Here is a 17,087-nt window from a genome sequence, read left to right as displayed (position 1 = left end):
GTGGATTAGCCGGCTGCGATCAGCTGGGGCGATGCGGCTGGAGCCTTCTTGGCCAAGATCATGGCGAGAACAATCACGATCAGTGCGACGAGGGTGATCAGTGCACCAATCCAGACCGGAGAGGTGTATCCGAGTCCTGCCGCGATGCCTAGCCCGCCGGCCCATGCGCCCAGTGCGTTGCCAACGTTGAAGGCACCGATGTTGGCGCCGGATGCCAAGGTTGGCGCGTTGCCGGCGTAGTGCATGATGCGGCTTTGCAGACCGGGAACGGTTCCGAAGCCGAAGCCGCCCATGAACAGCAAAGCGAGTACTGTGGCGACCTGATTGCTTGCGAAGAATCCGAAGAGGACAAGTACCACCAGCAGGGCGGAGATGAAGAAGAGCAGTGTGCGGTCGATGCTCTTATCGGCCATGCGGCCACCGATCCAGTTGCCTGCGAACAGGCCGACGCCGAAGAGCATCAGCAGCCAAGGCACGGTGGTTGCGCTGAAGCCGGTAATCTCGGTCAAGGTGTAGGCGATGTAAGTGAAGGCGCCAAACATGCCGCCGTAGCCCAGGATGGTGACCCCCAGGGACAGCCAAACCTGCAGCGAGGTGAAGGCGCTAAGTTCCTTGCGCAGCGAGATTCCTTCGGCGGCGTGCTTGATGGCTGGGACCAGTACAAGAATCCCAATGAGCGCCAGAACACCAATGCCGGAGATTGCCCAGAAGGTCGACCGCCACCCGGAGTGCTGGCCGAGCAGGGTTCCGAAGGGCACGCCCAAGACGTTGGCTGCGGTCAGACCGGTGAACATGATGGCGATGGCGCCGGCCTTCTTACTGGTTGGAACCATGTCAGCAGCCACGACCGCGCCTACGCCGAAGAAGGCACCGTGGCACAGGGCGGCAATGACTCGACCGAGCATTGCCACTTCATAAGTTGAAGCGATTGCGGTGAGCGAGTTGCCAACGATAAACAAGACCAGCAGGCCGACAAGCACTGGCTTGCGCGGCAAGCGGACGGTTACCGCCGTCAGCCCCAATGCACCAACCACAACGCTGAGCGCGTATCCGGAAATGAGCCAGCCAGCTGCCGCCTCGCTGACGGCGAAGTCCGTGGCCACATCTGGCAACAGGCCCATGATGACAAATTCAGTAAGCCCGATGCCGAAGGCACCGATGGCTAACGCAATAAGGCCAAGCGGCATAGCGTTACCCCTGATAGACTGGATAAATTAGTTGCACACGCTTGTTATTGCGCGATATCCAATATCGTTGCACACGCAACTAACCGGCGCAAGCAAGTACTTCTCGGAGGACCTATGGGAATCGCAGATGATGCTGTCGAAATCCGTGCTCGCGGATGGCGCACTTTGGCGTCATTGCACGGATTAATCGACGCCGCACTGGAAAAGGACCTGACCGCGCAGGCGGGTCTCTCTGTGGTCGAGTACACACTTCTGGATGCCCTGAATCGGCAGGATGGCTGGCATATGCGCATGGCGCAGCTGGCCCGCGCAACGGCACTGAGCCCCAGCGCAACTACGCGATTGGTAACCCGGCTCGAAGACCGAAATCTGCTTTCGCGGGTGCTATGCGCCGATGACCGCCGAGGCATCTACACTGAGCTCACCGCCACCGGCCACGAGCTGTATCAGAAGGCCAAGCCCATTCATGATGCCACCCTGGAACGCGTGTTGAAGCTGGCAGAAGAGCAGCCAGAGCTGGCGCCGCTGGCCCGCATTCTCCACGAGTTCTCTGCCGCGTAGCCAATTGCTGAATCCTCAGAAGGGACCATCCTTGCTGCATCCGAAATTTTCCGCCGTGCTTTTCGATTGCGATGGCGTCCTGGTGGATTCCGAGTCGATCACCAATTCCGTGCTCCGCCAGATGCTCATCGAGCTGGGCTGGGAGATCAGCCCCGAACAATGCATCGAGATCTTCATCGGCAAGGCGTTGAAAGACCAGTGGCAACCCATCTTCGACCAGACCGGATTCCGTATCGACGACCAATGGATTAGCCAGTTCCGCGCACGCCGTGACGAAGCTCTGCGCTCGAAGCTGCAGCCGATTCCCGGAGCGTTGGAGGCCGTCAAGCAGATTTCGGCGATCTACGGCCAGAACATTGCCTGCGCCACCGGGGCTGACCGTGCCAAGGTCGAAATGCAGCTGGCCCTGACCGGGTTCGCCGAGTACTTCGCAGACCGGGTATTCAGCGGCATGGAGTGCCCGCGCAGCAAACCGGCCCCGGATGTCTATCTGGCCGCCGCCGCGTCAGTGGGCATTGGCCCTGGCGGCGCACTGGTTATCGAGGACACGGCCACCGGGGTGGCTGCCGGGATCGCGGCCGGCGCGACGGTGTACGGCTACTGCAACGGCGGACCCACGAGCACTTCGCCCGAGCTGCTGCGCGCGGCCGGAGCAACCGTCGTGTTCAGCAGCATGGACGCACTGCCCGGCCTCGCTTCCGGAGCATAGTTGACGGCTCCGCTGGTCGCATTTCCGCTACCCCGCAGGCTGGCCCAGGACCTTGTCCAGGGAAACTGCCAGCTTGCGCCAGTACCCCAGCTCGTAGACGATGATCACGGTCAGCGGCGAGCACAGCAGCACCAGCAAGCAGGCCCACACCGGAACGCCCAGCTGGCTGAATCCGGCCGCGGCCAAAGGCATCAGGAACGTGGGCAAATGCGCCCAGGTGAACATCGGAGCACCGAGCAACCAAGTCAGCAGCAGGGTAATGACAACCATGAAGACGAAAACCGGAATAGCCAGAGCCACAATGACCACCACTGGGTCGGTAGCGGCTTCGGGGTCATAGGCGTAGCCGATAATGTGCAGCCCGGCACCGATCGCGGCAATGGACGTGAAGAGCGCAATATGCCCGAAGATCCAAGCTGCGGCCTTGTCCCGACGCAGACGGAGCACCGGTCCGGAGGGCAACTGGAAGTATGCCCACCACAGGGAGAAGGAAATCAGCACGCCCGCGGCGACCACCACGATGCTCTCGAAGTTCCAGTTCGACCCCTGGGAGATCGACTGGGCAGCCGCCAGGGTTCCCACGATGCACTCACCCAAGGCGATAATCGACATTAGCGAATAGCGCTCCGCCAAATGGTGGGCGTGCCAGGGAATACCCGATTCGCCATGGGCACGGGCCACCCGTTCCGCAAGCAAGGGTGCGCTGAAGTCGATGACCCAGAAGACCGCCAGGCAGCACAAGGCCGGGACCAGCGGGAGCGGGAGGAAGAGGAATGAGGTCCAGCCCAGCTGGGCAATGCCCACCCCGATAGCATTGCCGCGTGCCGCCACCCGGTGCCGCGGGTCGTGCCGGGCCACTCGCATCCACTGCCCGATCAGCGCCACCCGCATGACGATGTAGCCAGCGACCATCACATTGGCATCAAGCACCGCACCATGATCAATTGAGGCGAACATCATCGGGATGCCGACCGCCAGCACGATGACGCCCGCCATCTGCACCAAGGTCAGGCTCCGGAACAGCCAGTCGTCGTTATCGAAGGCCGAGGCCAGCCACGCGTAATTCGCCCAAGCCCAGATGATCGACAAGCACGCGATGGCAAAGGAGATGATGGCCGGCCCATAGTGGCCCACCTCGATGCCATGGGCCAGCTCGCTGCCCGCAATTCCGAAGGCGGTGACAAAGGTCAGATCGAAGAACAGCTCCAGGCTGGTGGCAGTCCGGTGCTGCTCCTGCGGGTCGCGTCCGCGCATGCGGCGCAGGCCGTGTTGGTAGAAATCAAGGCTACTGCTGGCGGACATCATGCGGCTTTCTCGAGAAATCAATGGCGGCATTCACAAGATTAGGCAGTCGCCAGCTGGAAATATCGCATTGACGCTTCGGGAAATCCGGGCTGCCTACTTCCCAGCCGAATCCAGTTCATGCTTGAGCGGGAAGTACCAGCGCATGACCTTGCGCAATTTGTCCGAATCATCGCGTGCCCAGTTGCGCATGAGCTCGCTGCCGAAGGAAATCGCGGTGACCGGTTGGGCGCCGGCGGCGATCATCCGCTCGAAGGCGCGGTCGTGGGCCACCTGGGAAATCCCGCCCACGGCATCGGCTACCGGATACACCTCGTAGCCTTCGGCCAGCATGTCCAGCGTCGGGAAGGTCAGGCAGACCTCGGTCCACAGTCCTGCCATGACGACCTTGCGACGGCCGCTGCCTTCGATGGCGCCCCTGAACTCGGCATCTTCCCAGGCATTGACTCCGCTGCGGTCGATTTCCTTGACACCTGGCAACTCGTCCGTGATCACCTGCGCGGTACCCTGGTTGACTCCCATGTCCACGCCCACGGTCGAGAGCACCACCGGAATCCCGTATGCCGTAGCCAGCCGGCACAGTGCAACGACATTCAAATCGATCCGTTCGCGGGTAGCGGAGGTGACGGTCCCGTACTGCTCGGGCTGGTAGTCGATCAACGCCAACACGCAATTTTCCGGGGTGAGCAAGTGGTCTTCGCGCTGATCGCGAACCGGTTCCGGTAAGGTTTTCTTGTGCATGCCCAGCTCCTCTTGCATCGATAAGTTTCAAGAAAATACCTGCGTTGCTTCAGGATATCCCGGGGAACCAGGCCCGGCCAGTGCCCGGGGCCGTTCCCCCGGGACTTCCAAGAATCCGTAATCGCACAGGCCGGTTGCTATTCACGTCCGGCACTGGCCGCCGGCGAGCAGCAGTTGCAGTGTCTGGCGCCCTATTCGGCCCAGCGGATCCCCCTCGGCCAGCGCCGCGGTGAGCATGGCGTAGCGCAGCGCCCATCCCCTGGAGCGCTGCCACAGGTCGCTGCCCTGCCAGGTCCCGTAGCTCTCGAACGCCGTGGCAGTGACTTCGGGGCTGAAGTGCATCCACAGCATGCCCAGATCCGAGGCAGGGTCCCCGGCGCACAGATCCCCGAAATCGATCAGCGCGGCTAGCTGGCAGCGACCTTGTTGCTCGGTGACGACCGTATTATGCGGATGCGGATCACCGTGCAACCACAGCGGTGCGCCTTCGTACGGATCGGCGGACAATGCTTCCGCCCAAACGGCATGTGCCTGCTTTCGCAGCGGGGCTTCCAGCGCCGCGATCTGGTCTCGGGTGTTCGCATCGAGTACTGCCAACGGCACGCCCCGAAATTCGCTGCTTGGCGCTGCAGCTCCGGCAGGCTGGTGCAGCCGGTACAAGAAGTGTGCGAATTCCCCTGCATAGCCATCGCGTCTGCGGCGGTCCACCGTCGCGGCGCTGCGGCCCGGGACAAAGGGGCAAATGGAGAACGTGAAGGGGTATTGCGGTGCTGGTCGGCCAACGAAGACCGGCATGGCGATGGGCAGTCCGGTCTCGGCGGCCAATTGCGGCAGCCAACGCCGTTCCTTGCGCCCAATGGCCTCGCCCAGTTCCCGGCGCGGCAGGCGCACCACCAGCTCAGCTCCCAGCCGATACACCTCGTTATCCCACCCGGTAGCCAGATAGGCAATGTCATGGTTCGCCCAGTGCGGCGCCTGGCTAGCCAGCAGATGCCTGACCAGCTCCGCGTCAATTTCGACTTCGGCTGGCGGCATTCCCGTGCCTGTGGAGACAGAAGAGGTCATTGCTCAATGCTAGTGCACGGCCAATGACTCACCCCGCTGCGCGAATCGTTCTAGAATCGGTGCATGGAATCCCCTGCACCCGGCGAGCAGATCCTCACCACCCTCCTGCTAGAGAAATTCGACCAGCTTACCGAAGCCTTGGCGAGCATTCCGCCGGAACAGGCCAATAGCCTCCTGCCCGTTCAAGGCAGCAATTCGCCAGTGCAACTGATGCTGCATTGCTGCGGGATGATGCGCCGCTGGTCCTCCACGGTCAACCTCGGCGTCGAAGTCCCCCGCGATCGGGCCGCCGAGTTCACCGCGGTGATGGACAAAGAGGCTGCGCTACAGCTGGCGAGCGATGCCAGGAAGTCGTTCGTCAACGACTTGGCGCTCACTGCCATGCATGATGCTCCCATTGCGGCCCCACCAGGCAGGGATAGCGAATACTGGATGGCCACCTGCGAAGGCGTCCTGATGCACGTGCTCGAAGAACTCTGCCAGCACTTGGGGCATCTGGAAATCACCCGGGACGTCCTGAACCTTCCGGCTTGTTGAAAGCCTGGGCGCATAATTCAGATTTCCACATCGCTCCAGTCGAAGGCGGTCGTTTCTCCCGTCTCCCAATCTTGGCGGAGAATGGCGTAGGCGACCGATGCCAATCGTAAGCCGTCTTCAGCTGGCCAGCCCATCCGGTAGTGGGCTTCCTTGAGGAAGCCGGACTTCAGGAACACCTTGCGCATCGCAATGTTGTCTTCCCGGGTTTGCCCTTCGAAGCGCACAGTCTCCGGGTTCTCCTTGAAGACCTTGGTGCACAGTTCCTTCAGTATCCGCGTACCCAATCCTTGCCCCCGATAAGCCTCCGCAAGGCGGAGGTCGAACATCGGGGTGTCGTCTTCCAGATCTTCAAGAACAACCATGCCCAGGCAATCGCCATTGCCCATGATCCAGAAACCTTGGCTCTCGCTGTTCCAATATCTTCCGCCATCAACCAATGCCCGCAGCTCCGTCTGCGTCCAGTCTCGACGGACATGGAAGGGGAACTTGTTGCCGAGCAGAAATGCGACAATGCCATCGCTGTCTTCAGGACCCAACGGCGTGAACGAGATATTCATGGCCCAAGCCTATCCAAAACGGCGTTGCCTTCGGCCGACCACCGTGGCAACTTCGTATTGCTCGATGCCAGGGGACCCGGAGCGGCACAGGGATGGCTATGCGGCTTTCCTGTTCATAGAAACGTAGCGCGAAAAGCCGGCACGTTTCGCGAACCTGGCCGGGCGCGAATCCGACTCGCTAAAACCGAGCTTGCGGTACAGCGACAACGCAGCGACATTGGTGTCCTTGATATCGCGGAGCACGAATTCATCAAACGGCCGGGCCAGCAGGTGCTTCATCAACTCCATGGCCACCCCACGGCGTTGGTATTGGGGTGCGGTAGTCACGAATCCGATTTCCGCCAGTCCGGGCCGAGCCCCCTCGAAAGCTCCCAGGAACTGCGTGCGGACGATGAAATAACTGATCAGCCCGTGCCACGTTCCGAGATGGCGCTGGAATTCGCTCCGGTCCGGCGTGAAGCACTCCTGATCGGCTTCGGTGAGGCTCGCGATAGCGGCGGGAACCCTGTCCACCAGCGCCACATAAAAACGTTCCGGGATGATCATGTGGGCAAACGCCCGCGCCAACGTTTCCTGATTCTTCGAAAAATAGGCGAAGTCCTCGGCGAAACCGCCGACGAGCACCGCGGCAATGTCCGATGGCTGAAATCCGGCCAGTGCATTAACCCGTTTGATTTCGATCATTGCGATTCCTTCAGCCTCGGTCAGCTCAATGCATCCGACCCAGCCCCCCCGGAGGGGCCTGTGCATGTGCTTACGCATACTCTAGCGAACCCGGAGTGCGGGTTCGACCTCTCCGAATCCATCCGCGTGCAGCCGCCAAGCCGCATTCGGCTTGATAACCAGCACTCGGCGTCCCGGCAGTGCCGTGATGCCGGCCCTTCGGCCAGCTTCGATGCAGTGCATGCAGGGAGCCGATGACGAAGAAGCCCAAACGAGACAGCGGCGGCCCGTACTCCCCACCGGGAATACGGGCCGCCGCTGCAAGAATGCGGACCTTACAGGCCCAGTTTCTCCATCACGATCTCGCGCACGCGGCCGGCATCGGCCTGTCCGCGGGTGGCCTTCATGACAGGGCCCATCAGCGCACCGATGGCCTGCATCTTGCCGCCCTTGATCTTCTCGACCACATCAGGCATGGCGGCCATGGCGTCATCCACGGCCTTGCCCAGTGCGTCATCGTCATTCACCACAGCCAAGCCGCGCTTCTCGACGACTTCGCTTGGGGTGCCTTCGCCGGCGATGACGAATTCAAGCACCTGGCGGGCGATCTTGTCGTTGATCTTCTTCGTTTCGATCAGCGAGTTCAGCTCGACGATGGTCGCAGGGGTGACGCCCAGATCAGCGATCTCCTTGTCCGCGGCCTTGGCCAGGCGCGCGATCTCGCCCATCCACCACTTGCGGGCCACGGCAGCCGATGCGCCGGCAGCCACGGTGGCTTCGATCTCGTCGAGCACACCCGCGTTGACCACGTCGCGGAATTCCTTGTCCGCGTAGCCCCACTCGGCCTTCAGGCGCTTGCGGCGCTCGGCTGGAGGCTCCGGCAGGCGTGAGCGCAGCTCTTCGACCCACTCGGCGGTGGTAACGATCGGCACCAGGTCAGGCTCCGGAAAGTAGCGGTAGTCATCGGCGTCCGACTTCGGGCGGCCCGAGGTGGTGGAGCGGGTGTCCTCATGCCAGTGGCGGGTTTCCTGGACAATCTTCGCCCCGGAATCCAGTACGGCAGCGTGGCGCTCGATCTCGAAACGCACGGCGTGCTCCACAGCGCGCAGGGAGTTCACGTTCTTGGTCTCGGTACGGGTGCCGAACTTGTCCGCGTCCTTTGGCATCAGCGACACGTTGGCGTCGCAGCGCACGTTGCCGCGTTCCATCTTCGCATCCGAGACGCCCAGGTTCTTCACGATCTCGCGGATCGCCGCCACGTAGGCGCGGGCCAGCTCCGGGGCGCGCTTGCCGGCGCCCACGATCGGCTTGGTGACGATTTCCACCAGCGGCACGCCGGCACGGTTGTAGTCCACCAGCGAGTAGTCGGCGCCCTGGATGCGGCCTGCGGCACCGCCCATGTGGGTCAGCTTTCCGGCATCCTCCTCCATGTGGGCGCGCTCGATCTCCACGCGGAAGACCTCGCCGTCCTCCAGCTCGATATCCAGCCAGCCGTCGTGGGCGATCGGGTCATCGTACTGGGAGGTCTGGAAGTTCTTCGGGGTGTCCGGGTAGAAGTAGTTCTTCCGGGCAAAGCCGCACTTCTCGGCAATCTGGCAGTTCAGCGCCAGGCCGATCAGGATGGAGTACTCCACGGCGGTCTTGTTGACCACTGGCAGCACGCCGGGCAACCCCAGGTCCACCGGGGTGACGTTGGTGTTCGGCTCGTCGCCGAAGGCGTTCGGGGCGTCGGAGAACATCTTGGTCTTGGTGTTCAGCTCGACGTGGACCTCGAAGCCCAGGACCGGGTCGTAGCGGTCCAGCGCCTCGTCGAAGTCGACCAGTTCATCGTTGTAGTTGCTCATGGTGCCTAGGCCTCCTGCGCGATCGAAGCGGTGTCAATGGCTGGTGCCTGCGAGATCAGCGAGTGGCCCCACTGCTTTTCGAGCAGCGCTTCCAGCGCCGCGCCGGCACGGTACAAGCGGGCGTCCTCGTAGGCCGGAGCCAGGAACTGGATGCCCACCGGCAGGTTCTCGGACAGGCCGCCAGGCACGGTGATGCCCGGGACGCCGGCGAGGTTGGCCGGGATGGTGGCCACGTCGTTGAGGTACATGGCCAGCGGGTCGTTGTCGTTCGCGCCCAGCTCGAAAGCCACGGTCGGCGCGGTCGGCGAGACCAGCACGTCTGCCTGCTCGAAGGCTGCGGCGAAGTCGCGCTGGATCAGCGTGCGGACCTTCTGCGCCGAACCGTAGTAGGCGTCGTAGTAGCCGGCGGACAGCGCATAGGTGCCCAGGATGATGCGGCGCTTGACCTCGTCGCCGAAGCCTGCGGCGCGGGTGGCGCCCATGACGCGCTCGATGGTCATCGGGCCGTCTTCCGGCAGCACGCGCTTTCCGTAGCGTACCCCGTCGAACTTGGCTAGGTTGGAGGAGACCTCCGAAGGCATGATCAGGTAGTAGGCGCCCAGCGCGTACTTGAAGTTCGGGCAAGAGACCTCGACGATCTCGGCGCCGGCAGCCTTGAGCAGTTCCAGCGACTCGTTGAAGCGCGCCTGCACGCCTTCCTGGTAGCCCTCGCCGGTCAATTCCTTGATGACGCCGATGCGCAGGCCCTCCAGGTCCCCGGCGGCGCCGGATTCGGCGGCGGCCACCAGGCCTTCCAGGGCGTTCGGCAGCGAGGTGGAATCCTTCGGGTCGTGCCCGCCGATCAGTTCCTGCAGGTAGGCCGAGTCCAGCACGGTACGGGAGACCGGGCCGATCTGGTCCAGCGAGGAGGCCATGGCGATCGCGCCGTAGCGCGAGACAGCACCGTAGGTCGGCTTCACGCCGACGGTGCCGGTGACGGCGCCTGGCTGGCGGATGGAGCCTCCGGTGTCGGTGCCCAGGGCCAGCGGTGCCTCGAAGGAGGCCACGGCTGCGGCCGAGCCGCCGCCGGAACCGCCCGGAATGCGGTTCAGGTCCCACGGGTTGCGGGTCACGCCGTAGGCGGAGTGCTCGGTGGAGGAACCCATGGCGAATTCGTCCAGGTTGGTCTTGCCCAGCATCGGCAGCTTGGCGGCGCGGATCTTCTCGATCACGGTGGCGTCGTACGGGCTCATCCAGCCTTCGAGCATCTTCGATGCCGCGGTGGTGGGCTGGCCCTTGGTGACGATCAGGTCCTTGATGGCGATCGGCACGCCGGCCAGCGGGTGCAGGGCTTCGGCTCCGGCACCGCCGGCGGCGCGGATCGCGTCCACCTCGGCGGCCACGGCGAGCGCCTCTTCGGCGTTCACGTGCAGGAAGGCGTTCAGCGTGCCGTCGACTTCGGCAATGCGGTCCAGGTGGGCCTGCACGGCTTCGACGGAGGTCACCTCGCCGGCGCGCAGCTTGGCTGCCAGCTCGGTGGCGGAAAGCTTGATCAGTTCATTCACTGGGATTATTCACCATCCAGAATTGCCGGGACCTTGAAGCGGTCCGAGTCCGAATCAGGCGCGTTGAGCAGAACTTCCTCGATGCTCAGCGTCTGCCCCACCGTATCTTCGCGCAACACGTTGGTCAGCGGGATCGGGTGGCTGGTGGCTGGGACGTCGGAGGCGGCGACTTCGCTGACGGACGCGATGGCACCGACGATAGCGTCGAGTTCACCGGTCATTTTGTCCAGCTCCGCGTCGCTCATCTCGATGTGGGCAAGGTGTGCCAGATGCACAACGTCCTCACGGCTGATGGCAGACATGTATCTCCCTAGAATGGCGGTTGGGTTTCATAGACAAGTCTATCCCTTGCGCGCCGGGCCCGACGCATTATTCCGGGGCCTTCATTATGCTGTGCGCAATACCAAACCGCTCAGATCCTGCCCGAGGGCGTTCTCCCAGAACCCGATCACCCCTGCTTCAGCTGGTTCGCCGGCCACCGGCCTGCGGATGATCTCCGCCTGCTTGCCGGCGGTCTGCCCGTGGACGCGGATCCGCGGATCGTCGGTGAAGGATTCGGTGCGGTGCTGCGGCACCGCGTTCCCGGCCAGCAGCTCGCGGGCCTGGGCGAGGAAGACGGGATCGCCGGCGGCATCGTAGACGTAGCGCAGGCCCAGGATCGCGTGCTCGCTGGTGCCCAGCAGGTGCTGCTCCGCGCCTTCGATAGGGGCATCGCGATAGGTCAATGGAACGTGGTAGACCACGTCGGAGGTGTCGGCGTGGTCGGCGTAGAAGCTCAGCTCAATGCCGACCTCGCCCTGCGGGTCTTCGAGGCGGAATCCGCCGATGTTCTCAAGTTTCGGGGCGCCCTGGCCGGTGTAGAACTCCTGCTTGGCCAGCCAGGCGGTCACCAGCTCGGTCTTCGTTGGAGACATGGTGGTGTTGTAGACGATTCCCATGAGCATAGTCTGTCAACAGCTCGTATTAGGCACAAGTGTTGGCGCAATGGTTCTTGGTCCGGGCAAAAGCTCCTACGATGGATCCATGCACACCGATGGGCCGTGGAATGATCTCCAGCAGGCGCAGCAGTACGGCGAGCGCCTGCTGCGCGATGCCGCCGTTGAACTGCGCGAGTCCGAGCCGGAGGACTTCGCGGCCATGGCCCGGTGGTGGAATGACCCGGCTTGAGCGGTGCTGCAGCAGCGGATCATCAAGCCGCGCCCCGAGACTGGGCTCATGGACATGTTCGCCCAGTGGAGCCGCAACGAGCCGAATAGCGGCGATGCCGGTTTCAGCATCTTCGAGCGCGGCACCGGAAGCTTCATCGGCCACATCACGCTGCATGGCGGACAGCTGCCGCATCGCGCGGCCGAGCTGGCGGTGATGATTGTCCCGGACTTTGTCGGCCAGGGCTTCGGCACCCGCGCCACGAAGCTGATGTCAGCCTACGGTTTCCGCGAGCTGGGGCTGCACCGGATCAGCCTGTGCGTTGCCGCCTTCAACAAGCGGGCCATCAAGGCCTATGAAAACGCCGGGTACATCCAGGAAGGACGCCAACGCGAGGTGTACTTCCATGACGGGGCATTCCACGACCAGGTGCTTCTGAGCCTGCTCTCCGGCGAATATTTCGCCCAGCAAGGCTGAGCGGCACCCCGCGAAGCTACTTGGCAGCTTCCTGGAGCATGGACTTCACCAGTGGTCCGGCCGATTGGGCACCGCCGTCCCCGTCCTCGACGAATGCGGCAATGGCCAGATCGCCCTGGGCGGCGATGGCCCAGGCATGCGCGTTCTTCTCGCTGTCGTATTCTGCGGTGCCGCTCTTGCCGATGATCTTGCCGCTGCCTGTCCCCTTCAAATCCTTCAGGGTTCCATGGTCCACGACCTCGGCCATCATCGCCGACAGCTGCTCGGCTTCCTTTTCGGTGAGCGTAGAGGCCGGCTTGGCAGCTGCCTCGGGTTCAGGCGAGAGCACCAGCTTGGGTTGCACGGTGGATTTGGCCTGGATAGATGCCATCACGGTGGCCATGCCCAGCGGCGAGGCTTCCACGACGCCCTGGCCAATCATGTTCGCGGCCTGGATGGTGCCTGTCGAATCCTCGGGTACCGAACCGAACACGGCGCCGGTACCGGTGCCGTCCTCGGCCAGCAAGCCGAGCGAGGTTGCGGCGTCGGCCAGCTTCTTGCCGCTGATCTCCTGCCCCTGGTTCACGAAGACCGTGTTGCAGGATTGGGCAATCGCCTCGGAGAGCGGGATGGTGCCTACCGCGGACGCCGGGTAGCCGTCGTAGTTCTTAAAGCTCTTTCCGTCCACCACCGTGGTTGCCGGGCATTTGACCTCGGAGCCCGGGGTGGCGCCTTCACGCAGCATGGCCAAGGCGCTGATGACCTTGAAGGAGGAGCCCGGCGCATAGGACGCTTGCAGGGCGGTGTTCAAGCCGGCGGATACCGGGCCGGAAGATGCAGCCAGGACGCTGCCGTCCGAGGGCCGGATAACCACTATGGCCGAGTTCGATTCGGCATCTTCCAGCAGTTCATCCGCTGCTTGCTGCAGGCTGGTATCAAGGGTGGTCTTCAGGTCCTTGCCTGGCACCGGGGCGTTGGCGAACAGTTCCGCTAGCTCTTCATGCTCAGCATCGTATTGCGACACCGTGACTCCGGCGGTTCCCGAGAGGGTGTCATTGTAGGCGGCCTGCAATCCCGATTGGCCTACCTGGTCGCCGGCCTTGACCTTGCCCTCGGACTTCTCGATGATTTCCGCGGTGGCCTTTCCTACGCTGCCCAGCAGCGGACGGGCGAAGGAACGGGTGGGTGCCAATGGCAGCTCGTCATTCTGGAAGTTGGCTCCCGGGATGGCCTTGATTTCTTCGTCGGTAACCTCACGGGTTGCGTCATCGCGCAAGACGATGGCTTCCACCCATGCCTTATCGCCGGCGGCCATCACGCGTTTCGCGTACGCGTCCTCATCGATGTCCACCAGCTTGGCCAGCTTCTTCGCTGAGCTTTCCCAGTTCTCCTTGCCGGTATGGGTCTTGTCCATGCCGACGCGTATCACCGGCCGGTCAGCGACAATGTTCTGGCCTTCTGCATCGGTGATGCTGCCGCGTGCTGCCGGCTCGAATGCCGCCTTGAGGTAGTCGCCGCTTTCGAATCCCGGGGCGAGGATTGACGGGTCGAAGCGCAGTTTCCAGGCCTCGGCTTCCTTGTCGTATTCCCAGACGGCCCGGGTGTCATAGCTCAGATCCTTGTCCGATGCGTCGACATCCCACACCGTGGTGATGTTCGCGGTGGCCGTCTTGACTCCGTCTTGTTCCTCTTCGTCCTCTGCTACCGAGCTGACGGTACTCGTGTGCTTGATTTCGCCCATGGTGCCAAAGGCTGTTTCCTGGGCCTTCGCCGCGTCCTGCGGGCTGGTGCCGGTAAATTGCACGCCGGCGAAATCGCCGCTGTTCATGGCGGCCACCAGCGCATCGGCTGATGGTGCCGGGTCGGGTGCGCCAGCGCTGCAGGCGCTCAGCGGCCCGAGGGCGAGAGCGGCGACGGACAGGGCGGTGACACTTCGGCGAACAGCACTCATGGCGCCATTCTATTCATGCGCTTTGCCAGACCACAATGCATGTCCACCGAAGTCATGGGCGGTTCAGCAGGAATGGGGAGGAATTGGTCAGGACTGCAGGCGGTAGGCGTAGACCACCAATTTGATGTCGGTGTTCGGCACCACCCAGTCGCGTTCTGGATGGTGGGCGAATCCGAGGGTTTCATACAAACCCCGAGCAGAGAGCCAACTGCTGCCGGTGGTCAAGGAGACGGCGTTGATTCCCGGAATAAGCCGGGCACGTTCGATGGCGGCCAGCACCATGGCCCGCCCGATCCCGCCGCGCTGCGCGGCGGGATCGACGCTGAGCATGCGGATTTCCAGCTCGTCGTCCCGGGCGATGTCCGCATAGTCGCTGCCCGCGCGGATCAACGTCATGGAACCGGCAATTTCGCCGGCTCGGCGCACCACATAGATTTCGCTCTGCGTTGCACGCTCGGCGACCTTGCGGACAAAGTTCAGGTATTCGTCCTGCGGGCTGCTGAAATGCCCAGCGGCAAAGTAGGACTCAGCGGTCAGCTCGCCCACCCTCTGGTAATCGGCCGGCGTAGCCAGTTCAATCGACAGATCGCCACTGCAGTATGAAAAAGTTTGCTCGTCAGTCATGATCTTCCAAGTGTGCCATGGCTTTTGGCGGTCTGCCGCAGTTCAGCGGCCGCTGCGGAACTAATGCATTGCTGCAAGCCGTTGCCGCCGACGATTCTCCGATCTGCAGCCATTGGCGGTAGTGGATCTTGCAAGGCAATGTCCCGGAGAAGACTTGCCCAAAAGTTTGTTAATAGAGTTAACTAACCTTGTGACTTCCCCGCGCAAGGATTGGAATATGCTGTACCACGGCAGCGCCATTTTGCCGTCCCATGGAAGGGAACACAACCTCTCGCTGATTCTGCAAACACTTTCAGACCAAGGCGAAATGAGCCGTGCCGATCTGGCACGCGCGACCGGTCTGACTCGTGTCACCATCTCAGAACTAGTCGCCGAATTGATCAATCGTTCCCACGTTATCGAGACCGGACAGCAAGAAGGCAAACGCCCGGGAAAACCCTCAACCCTCCTCGATTTGAATCGTCCCGGGCTCAGGATCATCGGTGTGGATTTATCCGGCGTTGTCCCGTTCCGCGCAGCGATCATGGACCTGGATGGTGCCATTCTCCAGAGCTTTTCCTCCCCGAAGCGCGATGCAACAAGGGAAGCGGCGGTAGCCCAGCTCCTGGAACTGATCGTCACGGCGATACGGCACTGCGACGCACCGATTCTTGGCATCGGCATCGGTTCCCCCGGGGTAGTGACCGATAAGGGAATTGTCGTCGCTGCCGAAAAGTTCGATTGGCGCGGCTTCGACTTGGGCGCCGCAGTCGAACAGGCTACCGGCATCAACACCCATATCCTCAATGACGCCGACTGCGCCATTCTCTCCGAGCACACGTTTGGCCAAGGCGGCGACCACATGGTCTTGCTGCGCCTCGGGCGTGGTGTAGGTTGCGGCGTCATCACCCACAACACCTTGGTGCGCGGCTCGGATTTTGCCGCCGGCGAGCTGGGCCATGTCCGCCAGCGTGCAGAGGACACGGCCTTATGCAGCTGCGGAGAAATCGGCTGCCTGGAAGCCTATGCTTCCGTTCCTGCAATTTGGAAGTCCTTGGCCGAAGGGGAAGAGAAAGGGCAATTGAACCAGCGGGTCGCGGCCTATCTTGCTGGCGCAGTTGCTCCGCTTCTTTCAATTCTGGACATTCGAAACGTCGTTTTCACCGGCACCCCAGACATCGTAGATCAGCCTCTCGCACAAGCGTTGCGCGAAGCACTGGCCCTGCGCTCGCATACGGCTCGCTCCGAAAACTTCAGTCTTTCACTCAGCGAAGATCCAGAGCATCTGGTGCTCCGGGGTTGCGCCGTGAACGTGCGGTTCCACGAACTAGGGATCGCTTAGCGGCTCCTTTTCGCCCACTTGTTTCTGCTATTCCACTAATCATCAATGCCAAGATCGGAGAGTCCACACCATGCGAGTACTCATTGGTTCATCCCCGGAAGAAGTCGCAAAGATCGCGTCCGACAACGTGTTGGCCGGCCTGGCTCACCACAGCGCTGGCGCTGGACCGGTTCTAGGGCTTGCCACGGGCTCCTCCCCGCTGGGACTGTATCGTGAATTGTCCCGCGCAGTTCAGGAAGGTCGCGCCGATTTCAGCCGTGCACAGGGATTCGCCCTCGATGAATACATCGGGATCCCCGACACCCATGAACAGTCCTACCGACAGACCCTGCTCAACGAAGTCTGCGACGTCATCGGCTTGCCTGCGGACTCATTGCATGTTCCGCAGGGCATGGCAGCCTCGGTGGAAGCCATTGAGGCGGCGGCCCGCGCGTACGATGCGTCCATCGCACAGGCCGGAGGCATCGATGTGCAAATCCTGGGCATCGGATCAAACGGCCACTTGGGCTTCAACGAACCGGGCAGCGCGCTGCGAAGCCGCACCCGGATCAAGCGCCTGGCGGCGAATACCCGTGAAGACAATGCGCGCTTCTTCGACGGCATTGAGCATGTTCCCACCCATTGCGTCACCCAGGGCCTCGGCACGATCCTGGACGCAGGCCGCCTGGTCCTGGTTGCCGTGGGCTCCGGCAAGGCAGATGCAATTGCTGCTGCCGTGGAAGGCCCGATCTCAGCTTCCTGCCCGGCATCTGTCCTGCAGCTGCATCAGGACGCAGTGGTAGTCGTTGACGAGGCAGCGGCCAAGGGACTGAAGCTGCGTGACTACTACGACGACGCGGCTGAAGATCTGACCGTTCTGGACCTCACCGTCCGCTAAAA

19 protein-coding genes are annotated in these 17,087 nt (G+C 62.6%); 7 read left to right on the top strand and 12 right to left on the bottom strand.

All coding sequences use genetic code 11. The annotated features are described in order from the left end of the window. Positions 1 to 5: 5 nt before the first annotated feature. A complete protein-coding gene (locus ATK23_RS01620) occupies positions 6 to 1,187 on the bottom strand; it encodes an MFS transporter (RefSeq protein WP_066139540.1) in 1,182 nt (393 codons plus the stop codon). A gap of 114 nt (positions 1,188 to 1,301) precedes the next feature. Between ATK23_RS01620 and ATK23_RS01615 the strand changes: the two genes are divergently transcribed. Continuing rightward, positions 1,302 to 1,748, top strand: a complete 447-nt coding sequence (locus tag ATK23_RS01615) for a MarR family winged helix-turn-helix transcriptional regulator (RefSeq protein ID WP_066139542.1) — start codon at positions 1,302 to 1,304, stop codon at positions 1,746 to 1,748. A gap of 55 nt (positions 1,749 to 1,803) precedes the next feature. Next, complete coding sequence (locus tag ATK23_RS01610) at positions 1,804 to 2,457, top strand: HAD family hydrolase (RefSeq protein ID WP_245858273.1); 654 nt, start codon at positions 1,804 to 1,806, stop codon at positions 2,455 to 2,457. A gap of 27 nt (positions 2,458 to 2,484) precedes the next feature. Here the strand turns inward: ATK23_RS01610 and ATK23_RS01605 are convergent, their stop codons facing one another. From ATK23_RS01605 to ATK23_RS01595, 3 genes are all read right to left on the bottom strand, one after another. Next, a complete protein-coding gene (locus ATK23_RS01605) occupies positions 2,485 to 3,759 on the bottom strand; it encodes a low temperature requirement protein A (RefSeq protein ID WP_157801621.1) in 1,275 nt (424 codons plus the stop codon). A 96-nt stretch (positions 3,760 to 3,855) separates the two neighbouring features. Next, positions 3,856 to 4,500: an isochorismatase family protein gene (locus ATK23_RS01600; protein WP_066140321.1), complete on the bottom strand. Its 645-nt coding sequence runs from the start codon at positions 4,498 to 4,500 to the stop codon at positions 3,856 to 3,858. Positions 4,501 to 4,641: 141 nt separating this feature from the next. Continuing rightward, positions 4,642 to 5,565, bottom strand: a complete 924-nt coding sequence (locus ATK23_RS01595) for an aminoglycoside phosphotransferase family protein (RefSeq protein WP_083515497.1) — start codon at positions 5,563 to 5,565, stop codon at positions 4,642 to 4,644. Positions 5,566 to 5,628: 63 nt separating this feature from the next. On the opposite strand from ATK23_RS01595, the gene ATK23_RS01590 reads away from it, so the two are divergent. Beyond that, positions 5,629 to 6,102 carry a mycothiol transferase gene (locus tag ATK23_RS01590; protein WP_066139551.1) on the top strand — a complete coding sequence of 158 codons (474 nt, stop codon included), beginning with the start codon at positions 5,629 to 5,631 and terminating at the stop codon, positions 6,100 to 6,102. A gap of 17 nt (positions 6,103 to 6,119) precedes the next feature. On the opposite strand, the gene ATK23_RS01585 is transcribed toward ATK23_RS01590, so the two are convergent. From ATK23_RS01585 to ATK23_RS01560, 6 genes are all read right to left on the bottom strand, one after another. Continuing rightward, positions 6,120 to 6,659 (bottom strand): GNAT family N-acetyltransferase, encoded by a 540-nt coding sequence (locus tag ATK23_RS01585; RefSeq protein ID WP_066139554.1) that lies wholly within the window; start codon positions 6,657 to 6,659, stop codon positions 6,120 to 6,122. Positions 6,660 to 6,755: 96 nt separating this feature from the next. Further along, positions 6,756 to 7,343: a GNAT family N-acetyltransferase gene (locus ATK23_RS01580; protein ID WP_066139558.1), complete on the bottom strand. Its 588-nt coding sequence runs from the start codon at positions 7,341 to 7,343 to the stop codon at positions 6,756 to 6,758. A gap of 314 nt (positions 7,344 to 7,657) precedes the next feature. Continuing rightward, the gene (gene gatB, locus ATK23_RS01575) at positions 7,658 to 9,166 is read right to left on the bottom strand and encodes an Asp-tRNA(Asn)/Glu-tRNA(Gln) amidotransferase subunit GatB (RefSeq protein WP_066139561.1); all 1,509 of its coding nucleotides are present in this window, start codon (positions 9,164 to 9,166) and stop codon (positions 7,658 to 7,660) included. A 5-nt stretch (positions 9,167 to 9,171) separates the two neighbouring features. Further along, the gene (gatA, locus tag ATK23_RS01570; protein ID WP_066139564.1) at positions 9,172 to 10,710 is read right to left on the bottom strand and encodes an Asp-tRNA(Asn)/Glu-tRNA(Gln) amidotransferase subunit GatA; all 1,539 of its coding nucleotides are present in this window, start codon (positions 10,708 to 10,710) and stop codon (positions 9,172 to 9,174) included. Positions 10,711 to 10,715: 5 nt separating this feature from the next. Continuing rightward, positions 10,716 to 11,012 (bottom strand): Asp-tRNA(Asn)/Glu-tRNA(Gln) amidotransferase subunit GatC, encoded by a 297-nt coding sequence (gatC, locus tag ATK23_RS01565; RefSeq protein ID WP_038989805.1) that lies wholly within the window; start codon positions 11,010 to 11,012, stop codon positions 10,716 to 10,718. Between the two features lie 84 nt (positions 11,013 to 11,096). Beyond that, positions 11,097 to 11,648 (bottom strand): maltokinase N-terminal cap-like domain-containing protein, encoded by a 552-nt coding sequence (locus ATK23_RS01560; RefSeq protein ID WP_157066345.1) that lies wholly within the window; start codon positions 11,646 to 11,648, stop codon positions 11,097 to 11,099. Positions 11,649 to 11,694: 46 nt separating this feature from the next. Here ATK23_RS01560 and ATK23_RS16185 point away from each other — a divergent pair, with 46 nt between their 5' ends. Together ATK23_RS16185 and ATK23_RS01555 are read left to right on the top strand one after the other, a co-directional pair. Continuing rightward, positions 11,695 to 11,877, top strand: a complete 183-nt coding sequence (locus tag ATK23_RS16185; protein WP_157066346.1) for a hypothetical protein — start codon at positions 11,695 to 11,697, stop codon at positions 11,875 to 11,877. A gap of 48 nt (positions 11,878 to 11,925) precedes the next feature. After that, the gene (locus ATK23_RS01555) at positions 11,926 to 12,333 is read left to right on the top strand and encodes a GNAT family N-acetyltransferase (protein WP_157066347.1); all 408 of its coding nucleotides are present in this window, start codon (positions 11,926 to 11,928) and stop codon (positions 12,331 to 12,333) included. A gap of 16 nt (positions 12,334 to 12,349) precedes the next feature. On the opposite strand, the gene ATK23_RS01550 is transcribed toward ATK23_RS01555, so the two are convergent. Both ATK23_RS01550 and ATK23_RS01545 read right to left on the bottom strand, forming a co-directional pair. Continuing rightward, positions 12,350 to 14,263 (bottom strand): penicillin-binding transpeptidase domain-containing protein, encoded by a 1,914-nt coding sequence (locus ATK23_RS01550; protein WP_066139575.1) that lies wholly within the window; start codon positions 14,261 to 14,263, stop codon positions 12,350 to 12,352. An 87-nt stretch (positions 14,264 to 14,350) separates the two neighbouring features. Then, complete coding sequence (locus tag ATK23_RS01545; RefSeq protein WP_066139578.1) at positions 14,351 to 14,887, bottom strand: GNAT family N-acetyltransferase; 537 nt, start codon at positions 14,885 to 14,887, stop codon at positions 14,351 to 14,353. 154 nt (positions 14,888 to 15,041) lie between these two features. Here ATK23_RS01545 and ATK23_RS01540 point away from each other — a divergent pair, with 154 nt between their 5' ends. Next, on the top strand, positions 15,042 to 16,208 hold the full coding sequence (locus ATK23_RS01540; protein WP_157801620.1) for an ROK family transcriptional regulator: 1,167 nt from the start codon (positions 15,042 to 15,044) through the stop codon (positions 16,206 to 16,208). Positions 16,209 to 16,278: 70 nt separating this feature from the next. Continuing rightward, positions 16,279 to 17,085: a glucosamine-6-phosphate deaminase gene (gene nagB, locus ATK23_RS01535; RefSeq protein WP_066139584.1), complete on the top strand. Its 807-nt coding sequence runs from the start codon at positions 16,279 to 16,281 to the stop codon at positions 17,083 to 17,085. The last annotated feature ends 2 nt before the right edge of the window (positions 17,086 to 17,087 follow it).

This window comes from Glutamicibacter nicotianae, from assembly GCF_002797775.1.
GTDB classification, from domain to species: Bacteria; Actinomycetota; Actinomycetes; order Actinomycetales; family Micrococcaceae; genus Glutamicibacter; species Glutamicibacter nicotianae.
The sequence above is the reverse complement of the archived record's forward strand: the minus strand, read 5'-3'. Positions and strand labels throughout refer to the sequence as shown.

Excerpts from the sequence above, each read along its gene's own strand:
- ATK23_RS01620 (WP_066139540.1), bottom strand. The coding sequence starts at position 1,187 with ATGCCGCTTGGCCTTATTGCGTTAGCCATCGGTGCCTTCGGCATCGGG.
- ATK23_RS01615 (WP_066139542.1), top strand. The coding sequence starts at position 1,302 with ATGGGAATCGCAGATGATGCTGTCGAAATCCGTGCTCGCGGATGGCGC.
- ATK23_RS01600 (WP_066140321.1), bottom strand. The coding sequence starts at position 4,500 with ATGCACAAGAAAACCTTACCGGAACCGGTTCGCGATCAGCGCGAAGAC.
- ATK23_RS01605 (WP_157801621.1), bottom strand. The coding sequence starts at position 3,759 with ATGTCCGCCAGCAGTAGCCTTGATTTCTACCAACACGGCCTGCGCCGC.
- ATK23_RS01595 (WP_083515497.1), bottom strand. The coding sequence starts at position 5,565 with ATGACCTCTTCTGTCTCCACAGGCACGGGAATGCCGCCAGCCGAAGTC.
- gatB (WP_066139561.1), bottom strand. The coding sequence starts at position 9,166 with ATGAGCAACTACAACGATGAACTGGTCGACTTCGACGAGGCGCTGGAC.
- ATK23_RS01550 (WP_066139575.1), bottom strand. The coding sequence starts at position 14,263 with ATGAGTGCTGTTCGCCGAAGTGTCACCGCCCTGTCCGTCGCCGCTCTC.
- ATK23_RS01545 (WP_066139578.1), bottom strand. The coding sequence starts at position 14,887 with ATGACTGACGAGCAAACTTTTTCATACTGCAGTGGCGATCTGTCGATT.
- ATK23_RS16185 (WP_157066346.1), top strand. The coding sequence starts at position 11,695 with ATGGTTCTTGGTCCGGGCAAAAGCTCCTACGATGGATCCATGCACACC.
- ATK23_RS01590 (WP_066139551.1), top strand. The coding sequence starts at position 5,629 with ATGGAATCCCCTGCACCCGGCGAGCAGATCCTCACCACCCTCCTGCTA.
- nagB (WP_066139584.1), top strand. The coding sequence starts at position 16,279 with ATGCGAGTACTCATTGGTTCATCCCCGGAAGAAGTCGCAAAGATCGCG.
- gatC (WP_038989805.1), bottom strand. The coding sequence starts at position 11,012 with ATGTCTGCCATCAGCCGTGAGGACGTTGTGCATCTGGCACACCTTGCC.
- ATK23_RS01555 (WP_157066347.1), top strand. The coding sequence starts at position 11,926 with ATGGACATGTTCGCCCAGTGGAGCCGCAACGAGCCGAATAGCGGCGAT.
- ATK23_RS01580 (WP_066139558.1), bottom strand. The coding sequence starts at position 7,343 with ATGATCGAAATCAAACGGGTTAATGCACTGGCCGGATTTCAGCCATCG.
- ATK23_RS01560 (WP_157066345.1), bottom strand. The coding sequence starts at position 11,648 with ATGGGAATCGTCTACAACACCACCATGTCTCCAACGAAGACCGAGCTG.
- ATK23_RS01585 (WP_066139554.1), bottom strand. The coding sequence starts at position 6,659 with ATGAATATCTCGTTCACGCCGTTGGGTCCTGAAGACAGCGATGGCATT.